At 61.0% G+C, this 13,974-nt stretch carries 14 protein-coding genes; 3 read left to right on the plus strand and 11 right to left on the minus strand.

Annotated elements, in window-relative coordinates; all coding sequences use genetic code 11:
• Nucleotides 1-124 precede the first annotated feature (124 nt).
• Together QOC89_RS21725 and QOC89_RS21730 are read right to left on the minus strand one after the other, a co-directional pair.
• A complete protein-coding gene (locus tag QOC89_RS21725) occupies nt 125-337 on the minus strand; it encodes a hypothetical protein (protein ID WP_323046897.1) in 213 nt (70 codons plus the stop codon).
• 37 nt (nt 338-374) lie between these two features.
• On the minus strand, nt 375-935 hold the full coding sequence (locus QOC89_RS21730) for a hypothetical protein (RefSeq protein WP_323046898.1): 561 nt from the start codon (nt 933-935) through the stop codon (nt 375-377).
• A gap of 459 nt (nt 936-1,394) precedes the next feature.
• Here QOC89_RS21730 and QOC89_RS21735 point away from each other — a divergent pair, with 459 nt between their 5' ends.
• On the plus strand, nt 1,395-2,018 hold the full coding sequence (locus QOC89_RS21735) for a cadmium resistance transporter (RefSeq protein ID WP_323046899.1): 624 nt from the start codon (nt 1,395-1,397) through the stop codon (nt 2,016-2,018).
• 131 nt (nt 2,019-2,149) lie between these two features.
• Here the strand turns inward: QOC89_RS21735 and QOC89_RS21740 are convergent, their stop codons facing one another.
• Together QOC89_RS21740 and QOC89_RS21745 are read right to left on the minus strand one after the other, a co-directional pair.
• The gene (locus QOC89_RS21740) at nt 2,150-2,476 is read right to left on the minus strand and encodes a hypothetical protein (RefSeq protein WP_323046900.1); all 327 of its coding nucleotides are present in this window, start codon (nt 2,474-2,476) and stop codon (nt 2,150-2,152) included.
• A gap of 32 nt (nt 2,477-2,508) precedes the next feature.
• The gene (locus tag QOC89_RS21745; protein WP_323046901.1) at nt 2,509-2,724 is read right to left on the minus strand and encodes a hypothetical protein; all 216 of its coding nucleotides are present in this window, start codon (nt 2,722-2,724) and stop codon (nt 2,509-2,511) included.
• Nucleotides 2,725-2,982: 258 nt separating this feature from the next.
• Between QOC89_RS21745 and QOC89_RS21750 the strand changes: the two genes are divergently transcribed.
• Both QOC89_RS21750 and leuA read left to right on the plus strand, forming a co-directional pair.
• Nucleotides 2,983-3,861 carry a methyltransferase gene (locus tag QOC89_RS21750; RefSeq protein ID WP_323046902.1) on the plus strand — a complete coding sequence of 293 codons (879 nt, stop codon included), beginning with the start codon at nt 2,983-2,985 and terminating at the stop codon, nt 3,859-3,861.
• A gap of 372 nt (nt 3,862-4,233) precedes the next feature.
• A complete protein-coding gene (gene leuA, locus QOC89_RS21755; protein WP_323046903.1) occupies nt 4,234-5,952 on the plus strand; it encodes a 2-isopropylmalate synthase in 1,719 nt (572 codons plus the stop codon).
• Nucleotides 5,953-6,025: 73 nt separating this feature from the next.
• On the opposite strand, the gene QOC89_RS21760 is transcribed toward leuA, so the two are convergent.
• From QOC89_RS21760 to QOC89_RS21790, 7 genes are all read right to left on the minus strand, one after another.
• On the minus strand, nt 6,026-6,805 hold the full coding sequence (locus QOC89_RS21760; RefSeq protein ID WP_323046904.1) for an amino acid ABC transporter ATP-binding protein: 780 nt from the start codon (nt 6,803-6,805) through the stop codon (nt 6,026-6,028).
• On the minus strand, nt 6,805-7,482 hold the full coding sequence (locus tag QOC89_RS21765; RefSeq protein WP_323046905.1) for an amino acid ABC transporter permease: 678 nt from the start codon (nt 7,480-7,482) through the stop codon (nt 6,805-6,807). Before QOC89_RS21765 ends, QOC89_RS21760 begins: the two co-directional genes overlap by 1 nt.
• Before the next feature lie 22 nt (nt 7,483-7,504).
• The gene (locus tag QOC89_RS21770; RefSeq protein ID WP_323046906.1) at nt 7,505-8,287 is read right to left on the minus strand and encodes an amino acid ABC transporter substrate-binding protein; all 783 of its coding nucleotides are present in this window, start codon (nt 8,285-8,287) and stop codon (nt 7,505-7,507) included.
• Between the two features lie 355 nt (nt 8,288-8,642).
• Nucleotides 8,643-10,094, minus strand: coding sequence for a dihydropyrimidinase (hydA, locus tag QOC89_RS21775; protein ID WP_323046907.1), 1,452 nt, complete (start codon nt 10,092-10,094; stop codon nt 8,643-8,645).
• 84 nt (nt 10,095-10,178) lie between these two features.
• A complete protein-coding gene (locus QOC89_RS21780) occupies nt 10,179-11,690 on the minus strand; it encodes an NCS1 family nucleobase:cation symporter-1 (RefSeq protein WP_323046908.1) in 1,512 nt (503 codons plus the stop codon).
• Between the two features lie 124 nt (nt 11,691-11,814).
• Nucleotides 11,815-13,155, minus strand: coding sequence for an NAD-dependent dihydropyrimidine dehydrogenase subunit PreA (gene preA / locus QOC89_RS21785; protein ID WP_323046909.1), 1,341 nt, complete (start codon nt 13,153-13,155; stop codon nt 11,815-11,817).
• 67 nt (nt 13,156-13,222) lie between these two features.
• Nucleotides 13,223-13,974 (minus strand): FAD-dependent oxidoreductase (locus tag QOC89_RS21790; protein WP_323046910.1); only part of this gene is annotated, 752 nt, incomplete at its 5' end.

The raw sequence follows: 13,974 nt of genomic DNA on the forward strand, positions 1-13,974 counted from the left end.
TTGAAGGGTGGCTTGAGGGGTGGCTTGAGGGGTGGCTTGAGGGGTGGCTTGAGGGGTGGCTTGAGGGGTGGTTTGAGAGGTGGTTTGAGGGACAGCGTGCGTTCGTTGGATCGTGCCGTAGCCTTTAAGCACAGCGCGACATACTCAGCGGGATGCTGAGCGGCGCCAACAGGCACGACAGAAATTCAGACTGCCGGCCAACCCCACGTTCTTCGGAGCGTGGGGTTTTGTTTTTCAGGTGGGGCAGATCGCTCTGTGAATCGCGAGTTTGGGCGCAGGCAAAGCCACGTAACGGGTATTCATCAGTGGCTTCGCTGCTTTCATTGGTTGCCTTCATCAGCTAGTTTCAATTGGGTAATTTCAATTGGCCAGCTTCACTGGCTAGTGTCACTGGCTGGCTTGACGAGCGTTGCGGGCGCCAGCCAGTTGAATGCGTCCAATGTCGAGCCGTGAAATGTGCATTCGGCGGCGGCCGCCGTGGTGGTCTTCTTCGGTTTGGCGGATTTGAGCGAGGTAGTTTCAACTCCTGACGCCGCGACGCTCGCCGAAGCGGCCGAAGCACCCGAGGCCGCTCCAGCCGCAACGCCGGAAGGTGCCGCAGCGTCCGAAGCAGAAGAAGCCGCCGGCACCCCTGACGCCGCGCGCTCACCCGAAGCCACGCGAGGCGCATTCGCCAGTTTCGCGGCGGAAGCGGCCGCGGATGCCGCAACTTCTGAAGCCGTCGCCACATGCTCGATCGATCCTTCGACCACTACCCGGGAACCGTCGATGCCGGTTCCCGTATGGGTGATCTTCAGTGTATCCGGCGACGTTTCAGCCAGCTTGCTTCGCATCAACTGCTCGCATGCATCCGAGTTCTTATAGACGGCCGTGCAGCCCGCCAGCAGCGCGGCAGCGGTCGTGACACAGGCGATAGAGAGAATCCGAATCTTCATTGATGTTCCGTTTTTCAAGCCGTCGGCAATTGTAGCTTACGGGCTGATGGGTCGGCAGCGAGGCCCCCGGAAGCGGCATAGGAACGGGGGGCTTGGGCTGGGGCTTCGGCTTCGGCTTCGGCTTCGGCTTCGGCTTGGGCTTGGGCTTGGGCTTGGACTTGGGCTTGGACTTGGGCTTGGACTTGGGCTCAGACTCGGGCTCCGGCTCCGGCTGACGCCGTGGCAGCCGCTGACGCAGAAAGCGACGAGCCGACAGTACAGCGCGACCCGGCGCGGTAAAGGGATTGAACCGCTGAGCCCCCATCGCCCAAAAGACTGGGATACAGCTTGACCGCGGCGCTCTGCATCGGCATCGTGTTGTCCGGCCGCCATGCCTCAGGCGCTCCCGCCTCTTCAGCTGAACGCGCGTTGACGCGGTATAGACCCGTTTTCCCACTGTGCAATAACCGCCTTTCCCGCATGTTCAACCTTGCCCTGCTCGCCATCGCGGCTTACATCGCGACCAATATCGACAACCTTTTCGTTTTGCTCGCATTCCTCGCGGAAGCGGGCGGCCAACCACGTCGCGTGATCGCCGGGCAGTTTGCCGGTTCGCTGACCTTGATCGTGGGGTCGATTCTGCTCGCCGCATTGTTGACGCGGTTACCCACCGGCTATGTCGGCCTGCTCGGCGTCTTGCCGATCGGCGTGGGTCTGAGCAAAGCGTGGACGCGCTTTCGCCCAGGCAACCCGGATCAGGAGGAAGAGACCCAGGCTGCGGCACGCACGCATGCACCGGGCGCAGGCGCAGGCTCGTCATGGTGGACAGTCGCGTGCGTGGCGGTCGCCAATGGCTCGGACAATCTTGCCGTCTACGTGCCCTTGTACGCGAGTCATTCGCACAGCGAGGGCATGTTCATCTCGCTGGTGTTCGTCGCCATGATCGGCCTCTGGTGCGCCGGCGCGGTGTGGCTGGTGGACCATCCGTTGCTGGGCGCGCCGATCCGGCGCTACGGTACCGCGGTGCTGCCGCTGATCCTGTTGGCGATCGGCGTCTCGGTGATCGTGCAGAACGATACGCTGCGAATCGTGTTCGGCCTCTGAGCGATACCGCCGGGACAATCCGATAATCGTGCTATCGGACCTCACGCCAGAACTGAAATCCGCGGTCCGTGCCAGGATGCGCTGCCGTCAGCGCGCGATGCGGCACGACCGGCCTTGGCCCGCGCGAACGCTCAGTTTGCAGGCATTTGTGGCTGCACGTAGGTGCGCACGCCGGCGAGCGGCGAACCGTAACCACCCGACTGGGTGTTGTTCGGCATCCCGTTGACCAGTTGCGCGCGCGGATCGGTCGGATTCAGATTCAGCTCGCCCGCCTGCTGGTTGCCGTGCGTCGGATATTCGCTGCCGCGCGCCGCGTTCGGCATCATACGTGTACTGTTTTGCGGCGCGTTGATATCGTCCTGCACGCTCAGGCCCTGCGCGCCAGCCTGTGCGGCAACACCGCACGCAGCCGCGCACAGCAAGACCGCCGCGGCCCTCGACGTCAATGTTCGTTTCATACCTGCCTCCGGCAAAGTGAAATGAAAGACGATCACGTCAGCGATTCCAATACCGGCGACCCAGCGCGCTGACAGACGCTGAACACATTATTTATACGCGTCCCAGCGTCCTTCGGATTCGGCGAAAGCTGCGCCGCTGGCATTAAATACGCCGCCCGTTCTTCGGATGCGGCTAAATCTGCGCCGCCGACCTTGAATACACCTGCTCCTTCGGATTCGGCTAAATCTGCGCCGCCGACCTTGAACACGCGCCACCGGCCTTCGGAGTCGGCTAAATCCGCACCGCTGACCTTAAAGACGCCCGCTCGGATTCGGCCAACCTTCGCCGCTGGCCAAAATACGCGCCGCCGGATTTGGCCAAAGCCGTCCCGCCCACTCCAAACCGACAAAACTCGCCCAAACCGTGACCCGCGCGAAGCATCCGACACACCGAGCCATGTCAAATACCGCAGGCGCATAAAGTTATGTCGATTGGCGATTTCTTTCCAGGCGGATCCGGCCCGATAATGGGTGCCATGAACCTCTACCCCCTTCCCCAAGCCCGCATGCTGCGCTCCACGTTCGCGGCCCTGAGCACCGCGCTGTTACTGGCCGCTTGCGCCGCCCCAACCGCGTCGACCTCTTTTACAGCCACTGATTCCGCCTCGCTCGATGCCGCGATTTCAGGACCCCAGCGCAGCGACAGGAACCGGGCACGCGACGTGTACCGCCATCCGAAGGAAACGCTGCAGTTCTTCGGCGTGAGGTCGTCGCAGACCGTGCTGGAGATCGCGCCCGGCGGTGGCTGGTACACGGAAATACTCGCGCCCTATTTGCACGACCACGGCAAACTTTACGAGGCGCAATACGACAGCCCGGACCCTGCGTCGGCCGCCGAGGAACAGGCCGGGCGGGCGTCATTCGCGCGCAAGCTGGCGGCCACACCCGCTGTCTATGGCAATGTGGTGGTCGGCACGCTGCGAGCGGGCCAATTCAGCGGCTTTCCGGCCGACGGCAGCGTCGACCAGGTGCTGACCTTCCGCAATATCCACAACTGGATCAAGGACGGTCAGATCGACGCGAACCTGCGCGCCTTCTACACGGCGCTTAAACCGGGCGGCATCCTCGGTGTCGAGGAACATCGCGCGGCGCCGGACACCTCCCTGCAAGAGATCATCGACACCGGTTACGTGACCGAGGCCTATGTCATCGAACACGCGCGCGCCGCAGGTTTCGAGTTGCTCGGCGAAAGCGAGGTGAACAGCAACCCGCGCGACACGAAAAACTATCCGCACGGCGTGTGGTCGTTGCCGCCCACGTACGAAGGCCACGATGTCGACCGGGCAAAATACGCGGCGATTGGCGAGTCGGATCGCATGACCTTACGTTTCGTAAAACCAAAGTGACGAATGCGACGGGCTCGGGTTTCAGTTCCAGTCCGTCCGCTCCAAGATAACCCCTCCGAACGGCCCGTTTTCCTGGCGAGAAAGCGCGCCGGAGAAAACGCGGCGCGGATGAATTCGCCTCGCCGCGCTTGACGCCGTCTTAATAATATGTTCCTATTGCGCACTATGTACCGCGCCCAGACCACCCTATCGCTACTACTAGCCCGCTCTACCGGGCTAGGTCTGCTGCTGCGCGCTTCCATCTGAATCTCCCGAAGCACCGCTGAATTCCCCAGTAACTGACCCAGCCCCGGTTTCCGACCGGCGGCCATGCTTTTGCGTTTTCGTCGTCCGGTCTAAGCCCCAAGCTGATCGATCCCAAGGATGATGAAAATGTTGAAGAACCCCGCTACCAAATATCACTCGTTCAAGCCCATCAATTTGACGGACCGCCAGTGGCCGTCGCGCGTCATCACGCGCGCGCCGATCTGGATGAGTACCGACTTGCGTGACGGCAACCAGGCGCTGTTCGAGCCGATGAACGCGCAACGCAAGATGCGCATGTTCAAGACGCTGGTGCAGATCGGTTTCAAGGAAATCGAAGTCGCGTTTCCGTCTGCCTCGCAGACCGACTTCAATTTCGTGCGTGAGCTGATCGAAGGCGGCCATATCCCCGACGACGTCACGATCGAAGTGTTGACGCAAGCTCGTGACGACCTGATCGAGCGCACCTTTGAATCCTTGCGTGGGGCGCCGCGCGCTATCGTTCACCTGTACAACGCGACCGCGCCGGAATTCCGCCGCATTGTGTTCGGCCTCGAAAAGAGCGGCGTCAAGGAACTCGCGCAAAACGCCGCGCGTACGATGAAGCGTCTCGCCGACGCCACGCCGGAAACGCACTTCACGCTGCAATACAGCCCGGAAGTGTTCAGCGGTACCGAGCTCGAATTCGCCAAGGAAGTATGCGACGCCGTGTTCGACATCTGGCAACCGACACCCGAACACAAAGCGATCGTCAACTTGCCCGCCACCGTCGAAATGGCTACGCCGAATGTCTACGCGGACCAGATCGAATGGATGCACCGCAATCTCGCGCGTCGCGATTCGTTGATCGTTTCGGTCCATCCGCATAACGATCGGGGCACGGCTGTGGCTGCCGCGGAACTGGCGGTGATGGCGGGAGCGGATCGTGTCGAAGGGTGTTTGTTCGGCAATGGCGAACGTACCGGCAATGTCGATCTCGTGACGCTTGCATTGAATCTGTACACGCAGGGTGTCGATCCTGAACTCGACTTTTCGAATATCAATGAAGTCGCGCGCACCGCCGAGGAATGCACGCAGTTGCCGGTGCATCCGCGTCATCCGTACGTCGGCGATCTGGTGTTCACCGCTTTCTCCGGCTCGCATCAGGATGCGATCAAGAAGGGGCTTGCCGTGCAGAAACCGGATGCCGTTTGGGAAGTGCCTTATATGCCGATCGATCCGAGCGATCTCGGGCGCACTTATGACTCGGTGATCCGCGTCAATAGTCAGTCAGGTAAAGGTGGGATTGCGTATTTGCTCGAGCAGGGTTACGGGGTGGTGTTGCCGCGGCGCTTGCAGGTTGATTTTAGTTCGGCTGTGCAGCGGTTTACTGATTCCAGTGGGCAGGAAGTCACGCCTGCGCAGATCTGGGAATTGTTCCAGCAGGAGTATGTGCAGAATACTGCGCCGATTCGCTATGTCGGACATAGTCTGTCTGAGCGGGATGGGCGTGAACATATCAAGCTCACCGTCGACATTAATGGCTCGCGGCGCGTTTTGAACGGTGAAGGGAATGGGCCGCTCGATGCGTTGATGCAGGCGATTGGCGCGCCTGTGCGGATTCAGCATTATGAGGAGCGGGCTTTGACTCAAGGTGCCGATGCTCGCGCTGTGGCTGTTGCTGAGATGGCGGGGGCGGATGTCGCCGGGAGTGCGTTTGGGGTAGGGGTGGATGCGAATCTGGTGACGGCTTCGATTCGGGCTGTGATTAGTGGGGTTAATCGCGCCTACGCCCGGGCTGGGGTTGAGGCTCAAGGGCGGTTTTTTGATGTCGCTATGAGTGATGACGCGGAGCGTTTGGTTGTTTAATGTTTTTGGCCTTTTCTTGATTGGGTAGTGGTTTATTAGTGTTGCCCCTGTGCGGGGCGGCACGTACCCTCTCTCAAGTCCCGCCCTGCTCCGTCCATGCGTCCGGCAAGCTGTGCGTCAACGTCGATACGAAACGCGCTGTCTCCGGTTCGCGTGGATTCATGAATATGTCTCGCGACGGGGCCGCCTCTATCACCACGCCATTGTTCAGAAACACCACGTCGCGCGCAATCGTGGCGGCAAGACGCAAATCATGGGTTGCCATCAACATCGTCATGCCTTCCGTGGCAAGCTGCTTCAGGACTTCCACTACCTCCGCGGCAAGTCCTGGGTCCAGGGCCGACGTGGGTTCGTCGCATAGCAATACCTCCGGTGAGGGTGCCAGCGCCCTCGCAATCGCTACGCGTTGCTGTTGGCCGCCAGATAGCGTCGAGGGCCATGCGTCCGCTTTGTGGGCGATGCCGACCTTCTCCAGTAATTCGTCCGCCCGGGCGCGCGCCTTTTCCTTGTCCCACTTCAGTACGGTTATCAAGCCTTCCATCACGTTCTGTCGTACCGTCAGATGCGGAAATAACTGGAAGTTCTGGAACACCATGCCAGTGCGACGACGTATCGTCAGCACCGCCTCGCGCGATGGCTTGTGATCGCGGCCGAATTCAAGGCGCTGGTCGCCAAGTTCAAGTGAGCCGGACTCCGGGATTTCCAGCAGGTTCACGCAGCGCAATAACGTACTCTTGCCGCTGCCCGACGGGCCAATCAGTGCTGTGACATTACCCGACGCGAGTTGCAGATCCACTGAACTCAGTACCCGATTCTCGCCAAAGTACTTGTCGATTTTTTCCAGTCGAATCATCAGTTGCCCGCCTGGAAAAGTGCGTGACGGCCAAACTTGCGCTCAAGTCGCACCTGCGCCGACGACAACACCGAACTGAACACGAGATAAACCAGCGCGGCCTCGGTATAGAGAATCAATGGTTCATATGTCACCGACGCAATCCGCTGTGCCGCCTGAAACACCTCCGGTACCGTCAGTACCGCGGCGAGCGAGGTGTCCTTCACCAGGGCAATGAACGAATTCGACAGCGGCGGCAGCGCGACGCGCGCCGCCTGCGGCAAGATCGCGCGGCGCAGTGCCTGTGAACGCGTCATCCCCATCGAATACGCCGCTTCCCATTGCCCTTTCGGTATCGACTCGATCACGCCGCGTATCACTTCCGAGTTATACGCGCCGACATTCAGCGAAAAACCGATAATCGCAGCCGTCAATGGATCGAGGACAATGCCGACGTTCGGCAACCCGTAGAAAATCACAAACAGTTGCACAAGGAGCGGCGAGCCGCGAAACAGCCACACATAGAAGCGTACGACCGCCACCGACCACCTCGGGCCGAACAGCCGCACCAGCGCGACGATGAACGCCAGCGCAAGCCCGATCGCGAACGATATCAAGGTGAGCGGCACGGTGAATACGAGCCCCGCATACAACAGGGGCCACAGCGAGTGCGCCATCAAATGCAACCATGCCGGCATGATTCAGACTCGCAGGTGACGCTTATTGGGAAACGTCTTTGCCAAAGTACTTCTGCGAAATCTTCGCGTAAGTGCCGTCTTTCCTCATGTCGGCGAGCGCCTTATTGATTGCCGCCTGCAATTCCGGACTGCCCTTGCGGATCAACACCGCGGACTTGTCGCTGCTGTCGGCCGACGTATCGAGCGTGGCAATCTTCACCTTCGCGTCCGGCTTGTGCTTCTTGAAGTCGAGGAACGACAGCGAATCGTTCACGGTCGCGTCGACACGGCCCGACGTCAGCAAGTCGATCGATTCGTTGAAGCCCTGCACAGGAATCACTTCCGCGCCGTGCGCGGCCGCGATCTTGCCGAAGTTGCTGGTCAGCGTATTGGCCGACTTCTTGCCCTTCAGGTCGTCAAAAGTCTTGATCGTGGTGTTGTTCGAAGCCACGATCAGCGCCGCGTGCGAGGTGATGTACGGGTCCGAGAAATCATATTTCGCTTTGCGTGCATCGGTCACGGCGACTTCATTGATCACCGCGTCGTAGCGGTTCACATCGAGACCGGCGATCAGACCGTCCCATTTGCCCTCGACGAATTGCGGCTTGACGCCCAGGCGCTGCGCGATCGCCGTGCCGATCTCGACGTCGAAGCCAGTCAGCTTGCCGGATTCATCGTGGTACGTGAACGGGGCATAGGTGCCTTCGGTGCCGATCTTGAACACGCCCGCGGACTTGATCTGCGCAAGCTCGTCAGCCGCGAATGCGGGGCTCAGGGTCACCGCTTGCAGCAGCGCGATCAGTAGAATGGAACGAATCGACTTCATCAGGTGGCTCCGTAAAGTTTGCTACGTCGGTTGCATGGTTTTGTGTGCGGCATTCCGTCGGCGCTGAGGCTCGGCAGAGTGGGCGGACTGTAGCAAACGGTCTGCGTTTTTACAAAGGATCAGGTTTCCGATCAATATGCGCATGCGTGCTAAGCGGACAGCCAAAGCATCTCATACAACGCTGAATCCGACTTTACAGCAGATATGACCGACGCGGCATGCATCGCACCATGGAACGCGTACCGGGCGCCATCGGGGAAAACGCGGGAGGGTGTCGGGAGAGAGGCGCCACGGCGAACGCGTGGCCTTGAAAAGCGGGCGGCACTGCCAGGCCGCCCGACTGATTGCAAATGGCCTACCGTTCCACCGGATGCGGCTCCTTGCGCTTGTTGGCAACCCGGATCGCGTCGAAGTAAGCCGGATTCGGCGGGCGCTTCAGATAGCGCCCCGCGCCACGCTCAGCCCGCAGCTCGCCATCGGTCCACGCCAGTGCGCCGCGCGTGAGCGTATGCATCGCCACGCCCTGCACCGTCATTCCTTCGAACACGTTGAAGTCGACTTTCTGATGATGCGTCTTCACCGAAATCGTTTTGCTCGCCTTCGGATCCCATACCACCAGGTCGGCATCCGCGCCCACTTGTATCGCGCCTTTACGCGGATACAGGTTGAAAATCTGCGCGGCGTTGGTCGACGTGATGCGCACGAATTCATTCGGCGTGAGCCGCCCCGAATTCACGCCGTGATGCCAAAGCACCGCCATCCGATCTTCGACGCCTCCGCAGCCGTTCGGGATTTTCGTGAAATCCTCGCGACCCATGGCCTTCTGCGACGCGCAGAACACGCAGTGGTCAGTCGCGGTAGTGTGTAACTGACCCGCTTGCAGTCCGCGCCACAATGCCTCGCGATGCTCCGCGGAACGGAACGGCGGGCTCATCACGTGCGCCGCCGCGCGAGTCCAGTCGGGATCGCGATACACCGCTTCGTCGATCACCAGATGGCCCGGCAGCACCTCGCCGAACACCCGGAGCCCTTCACTGCGGGCGCGCGCAATCGCGTCGACCGCATCTTTCGCGGACACGTGGACGATATACACCGGCACACCCAGCACCTGGGCGATGCGGATCGCCCGATTGGCCGCCTCGCCCTCCACTTCAGGCGGCCGCGACAGCGGATGTGCCTCCGGACCCGTAAAGCCCTTTGCCAGCAACTGACGCTGCAACTGAAACACCAGTTCACCGTTTTCCGCATGCACGGTAGGCAGCGCGCCGAGTTCGAGCGAACGCGAAAAGCTGTTCACCAGCACTTCGTCATCGGCCATGATCGCGTTCTTGTAGGCCATGAAGTGCTTGAAACTCGACACGCCGTGTTCATGCACCAGCGTGCCCATGTCGCGATAGACCGAATCGTCCCACCACGTCACCGCAACGTGAAAGCCATAGTCGGACGAAGCCTTTTCGGCCCAGCCGCGCCATTCCTTGAAGGCCTCCATCAACGGTTGCTTCGGACTGGGAATCACGAAGTCGATGATGCTGGTCGTGCCGCCGGACAAACCCGCGGCCGTGCCCGTATAGAAATCGTCGCTGGCCGTGGTGCCCATGAACGGCAATTCCATATGCGTGTGCGGATCGATACCGCCGGGCATCACATACTGCCCGCCCGCATCGACGATCGTGGCGCCCGCCGGTGCCTCCAGGTCCGCGCCGATCTGCAGGATGGTGCCGCCGTCCTGCGGGTCCGCACACAATATGTCCGCACGATACGTGTTCTCCGCGTCGATAATCGTGCCGCCGCGAATCAGGGTCGTCATGTTGCCGCCTCCTCATGAACTGCTGGTTTCGGTGCTACGTACTTCATTCGCTTCATGGGTACGCTCATGGATACGCTCATAAACTCATGCACTCGCCACGCGCGCGCTCGGTCCTTTGCTCAGCTTCATCCACGCGCTGTATACGATGGACGCCAACGCGAGTCCGACGAACCACGCATACGTATAGAGCGTGTTGAAAATCGCCGGCACATTCGGGAACGAGGCCGGAAACGCGGTGTGCAAAAAGCCCGGCAGATTCGGCAGCACGCCGATCACGAGCGCCACTACCGCGCCGATATTCCAGCCGCCGGTGTAGCTGTACTCGCCATGCTCGTCGAACAGTTCCCGCGGGTCCAGCCGGGTGCCGCGAATCAGGAAGTAGTCGACCATCAGAATGCCCGCCACCGGACCGAGCAACGCCGAATAGCCAACGAGCCACGTGAAGATATAGCCCTGCGTAGTAGCGAGAATCTTCCACGGCATCATCACGATCGCGATGGTCGCGGTAATCATGCCGCCGACCCGATACGAAATGCCCTTTGGCCACAGGCTCGAAAAGTCATAAGCCGGGCCGACGAGATTCGCCGCGAGATTGCAGCACATCGTATCGAGCGTCAGGATGATCAACGCAAGGCCGACGCCAATGCCGGTCATGCGGCTCGTCAGGTCGATCGGGTCCCAGATCGCCTTACCGTAGATCACCACGGTCGCCGACGTCACCACCACGGAAATCACCGAGAGCAGCGCCATCGGAATCGGCAAACCCACCGACTGGCCAATGATCTGATCACGCTGGGTTTTGGCAAAGCGTGTGAAGTCGGGGATATTGAGCGCGAGCGTCGCCCAGAAACCCACCATCGCCGTGAGGCCGGGCCAGAAGGTCGCCCAGAACAGACCCTCCTTCTTGCCGCCCGCCACGAATTGCGACGGCGCGGACAGCATTGAGCCAAGTCCGCCCGCTTTCGAGGTTGCCCACCACACCAGCGCGATACACATCACGATCTTGATCGGTGCGGACCAGCTTTCGAGCCAGCGAATCGAATCGGTGCCATGCACGATGAAGTAGATCTGCAGCGCCCAGAACACGAGGAAACACGCGAGCTGCGCGAGCGAGATGTCGAGAAACGGCAACGCCGCGCCGTGCAGCGCGTTGCCCGTCAGAATGTTCAGCAGCGTGTAGATCGCACTGCCGCCAAGCCATGTCTGAATACCGTACCAGCCACACGCGACAATTGCCCGCAACATCGCCGGCAATTTCGCGCCTTGCGTGCCGAAAGAAGAACGCACCAGCACCGCGTAGGGAATGCCGTGCTTCGCGCCCGCGTGACCGATCAGCAGCATCGGCACCAGCACGATCAGATTACCGAGCAGCACTGTCGCCACCGCCTGCCACGGCGACATGCCCTCCTCCGTCAACCCGGCCGCGAGCATGTACGACGCAATGTTCATCACCATCCCGACCCACAACGCGGCAAAGTGATACCACCGCCACGTGCGCTGTGCGACGCCGGTCGGTGCGAGGTCATCGTTATAAAGACTGCTGCCCTGCGCGCAGGCCGCAAACTGCGGATCGACGGGTTGCGCTGTCTGCTTCATCGAAAGATCTCCACTGATCGTTGAGGCCCGCGCGGCTTCTGGTGGCGCTTCAGGCCTTGAGGGAACATTACCGCTTCAGTACAAGCGCTTCACCTGATTTCCTTTTCTACCGTCAGCTCCTGTTTCAGGCTGCTTTTGCCGCATGTGCGTGCGCATGGACCGGCTCGGTGATTTCGGCCGCGTCTGACGTCACGCTTTCTCCGGCATTCACCCGTGCCGGGTTATTCGGATGCGTGGTCCAGTTCGCGTATTCGCCGCTGTCCACCCGCTCCATCGTGATGCACTGCTCGACCGGGCACACGTGCATGCACAGATTGCAGCCGACACATTCGGAGTCCATCACTTCAAAATGCCGAACGCCATCTTTTTCTTTCATGATCGCCTGGTGAGCGGTGTCTTCGCAGGCGATATGGCACAGGCCGCACTGAATGCATTTGTCCTGGTCGATGCGCGCCTTGATGTCGTATTTGAGGTTCAGGTACTTCCAGTCGGTGACGTTCGGCACGGCGCGGCCGCGAATGTCGTCGAGCGTCGCGTAGCCTTTTTCGTCCATCCAGTTGGAGAGGCCATCGGCAAGGTCGGAGACGATACGGAATCCATAGTGCATCGCCGCCGTGCAGACCTGTACGCTACCCGCACCGAGCACCATGAATTCGGCCGCATCGCGCCAGGTCGAAATGCCGCCAATGCCGGAGATCGGCAAATTCGGCGTTTCCACGTCGCGCGCAATTTCGGCCACCATGTTCAGCGCGATCGGCTTGACCGCCGGACCGCAATAGCCGCCGTGCGTGCCCTTGCCGTCGACCATCGGCAACGGCGACATCGCGTCGAGATCCACCGCGACGATCGAATTGATGGTGTTGATCAGCGAAACGCCGTCCGCGCCGCCTTTATAAGCCGCGCGTGAACCCGTGCGAATGTCGCTGATATTCGGCGTGAGCTTGACGAGGCACGGCAGCTTCGTGCCTTCCTTGACCCAGCGCGTGACCATTTCCACATACTCGGGCACCTGCCCCACCGCGGCACCCATGCCACGTTCGCTCATGCCGTGCGGGCAGCCGAAATTCAGTTCGACCGCATCGGCGCCGGTGTCTTCGACGAGCGGCAAGATCCACTTCCAGTCGCGCTCGTTGCACGGCACCATCAGGGAGACGATCATCGCGCGATCCGGCCAGTCGCGTTTGACCTGAGCGATTTCCTTGAGATTGACGTCGAGCGGACGGTCGGTGATCAGTTCGATGTTGTTCAGGCCCGCGATACGCTGGCCGTTCCATTGCACCGCGCCATAGCGCGAGCTGACGTTCACTACATGCGGGTCGAGGCCCAGCGTCTTCCACACGACCCCGCCCCAGCCCGCTTCGAATGCGCGGTTCACGTTGCAGGCTTTGTCGGTGGGCGGCGCGGAGGCGAGCCAGAAAGGATTCGGCGAGGTAATACCGGCAATCGTACAGCGCAGATCGGCCATGTTCGGCTCCTTGGGGACTGCTGTTTTATCCTGGTGTGATGCGTGGCTTAAGCGGTTGCAGGCGGTCTCACGCGGCCTTGACTGCCGTGCGGGCGAACTGGGCGTCAATCGCGGCGGCGGCAATCTTGCCGTCCTGCACCGCCTGTACCGTCAGATCGATCCCGCCTGTCGCCGCGCAATCGCCGCCTGCCCATACGCCCGGCAGCGAGGTTTGTCCGTTTGCATCGACCGCGATGCGGCTACCGTCGAGCGTCAACAGTTCGCGCTCGATACCCACCGGCACCAGCGTCTGCCCGATTGCCTTGAACACCATATCGGCTTCGACCACGAAGCGCTCCTGATTCCGATCGCTCGACGTGCGTTCGAATTCGACACCTGTCACAACGCTGCCTTCTCCGATCAAACGCATCGGCGTTGCGTGCGTGACCAGCGTGACGCCGTTGGTCTGCGCGAAATCGCGCTCCGCCCACGTCGCGCTCATCGATTCGACGCCGCGTCGATACACCATCGTCACCGACGTCGCCCCGAGCTTGCGGCTTTGCACGGCGGCATCCACGGCCGTATTGCCGCCGCCGATCACGACGACCCGGCGGCCCACCGGCACGGTGCCGAAGTCACTCGCGGTGCGCACCTGTTCGATGAAATCCACGGCGTTCATCACGCCGCTCAGGTCCTCGCCTTCCATTGCCAAGGCGCGCACGCCCGTCAGACCGATCGCGAGGAACACCGCATCGTGCTGCTTGCGCAGCGCCTCGAGTTCCACGTCACGCCCAAGCGCCACGCCCTGTTTGATCTCGATACCGCCGATAGAACACAGCC

Source organism: Paraburkholderia sp. (assembly GCF_034668105.1).
GTDB lineage: Bacteria > Pseudomonadota > Gammaproteobacteria > Burkholderiales > Burkholderiaceae > Paraburkholderia.

Bases quoted from the DNA above. Each gene is read 5' to 3' on its own strand.
- QOC89_RS21725 (WP_323046897.1), bottom strand. From the start codon at position 337: ATGAAGGCAACCAATGAAAGCAGCGAAGCCACTGATGAATACCCGTTA.
- QOC89_RS21730 (WP_323046898.1), bottom strand. From the start codon at position 935: ATGAAGATTCGGATTCTCTCTATCGCCTGTGTCACGACCGCTGCCGCG.
- QOC89_RS21735 (WP_323046899.1), top strand. From the start codon at position 1,395: ATGTTCAACCTTGCCCTGCTCGCCATCGCGGCTTACATCGCGACCAAT.
- QOC89_RS21740 (WP_323046900.1), bottom strand. From the start codon at position 2,476: ATGAAACGAACATTGACGTCGAGGGCCGCGGCGGTCTTGCTGTGCGCG.
- QOC89_RS21750 (WP_323046902.1), top strand. From the start codon at position 2,983: ATGGGTGCCATGAACCTCTACCCCCTTCCCCAAGCCCGCATGCTGCGC.
- leuA (WP_323046903.1), top strand. From the start codon at position 4,234: ATGTTGAAGAACCCCGCTACCAAATATCACTCGTTCAAGCCCATCAAT.
- QOC89_RS21760 (WP_323046904.1), bottom strand. From the start codon at position 6,805: ATGATTCGACTGGAAAAAATCGACAAGTACTTTGGCGAGAATCGGGTA.
- QOC89_RS21765 (WP_323046905.1), bottom strand. From the start codon at position 7,482: ATGCCGGCATGGTTGCATTTGATGGCGCACTCGCTGTGGCCCCTGTTG.
- QOC89_RS21770 (WP_323046906.1), bottom strand. From the start codon at position 8,287: ATGAAGTCGATTCGTTCCATTCTACTGATCGCGCTGCTGCAAGCGGTG.
- hydA (WP_323046907.1), bottom strand. From the start codon at position 10,094: ATGACGACCCTGATTCGCGGCGGCACGATTATCGACGCGGAGAACACG.
- QOC89_RS21780 (WP_323046908.1), bottom strand. From the start codon at position 11,690: ATGAAGCAGACAGCGCAACCCGTCGATCCGCAGTTTGCGGCCTGCGCG.
- preA (WP_323046909.1), bottom strand. From the start codon at position 13,155: ATGGCCGATCTGCGCTGTACGATTGCCGGTATTACCTCGCCGAATCCT.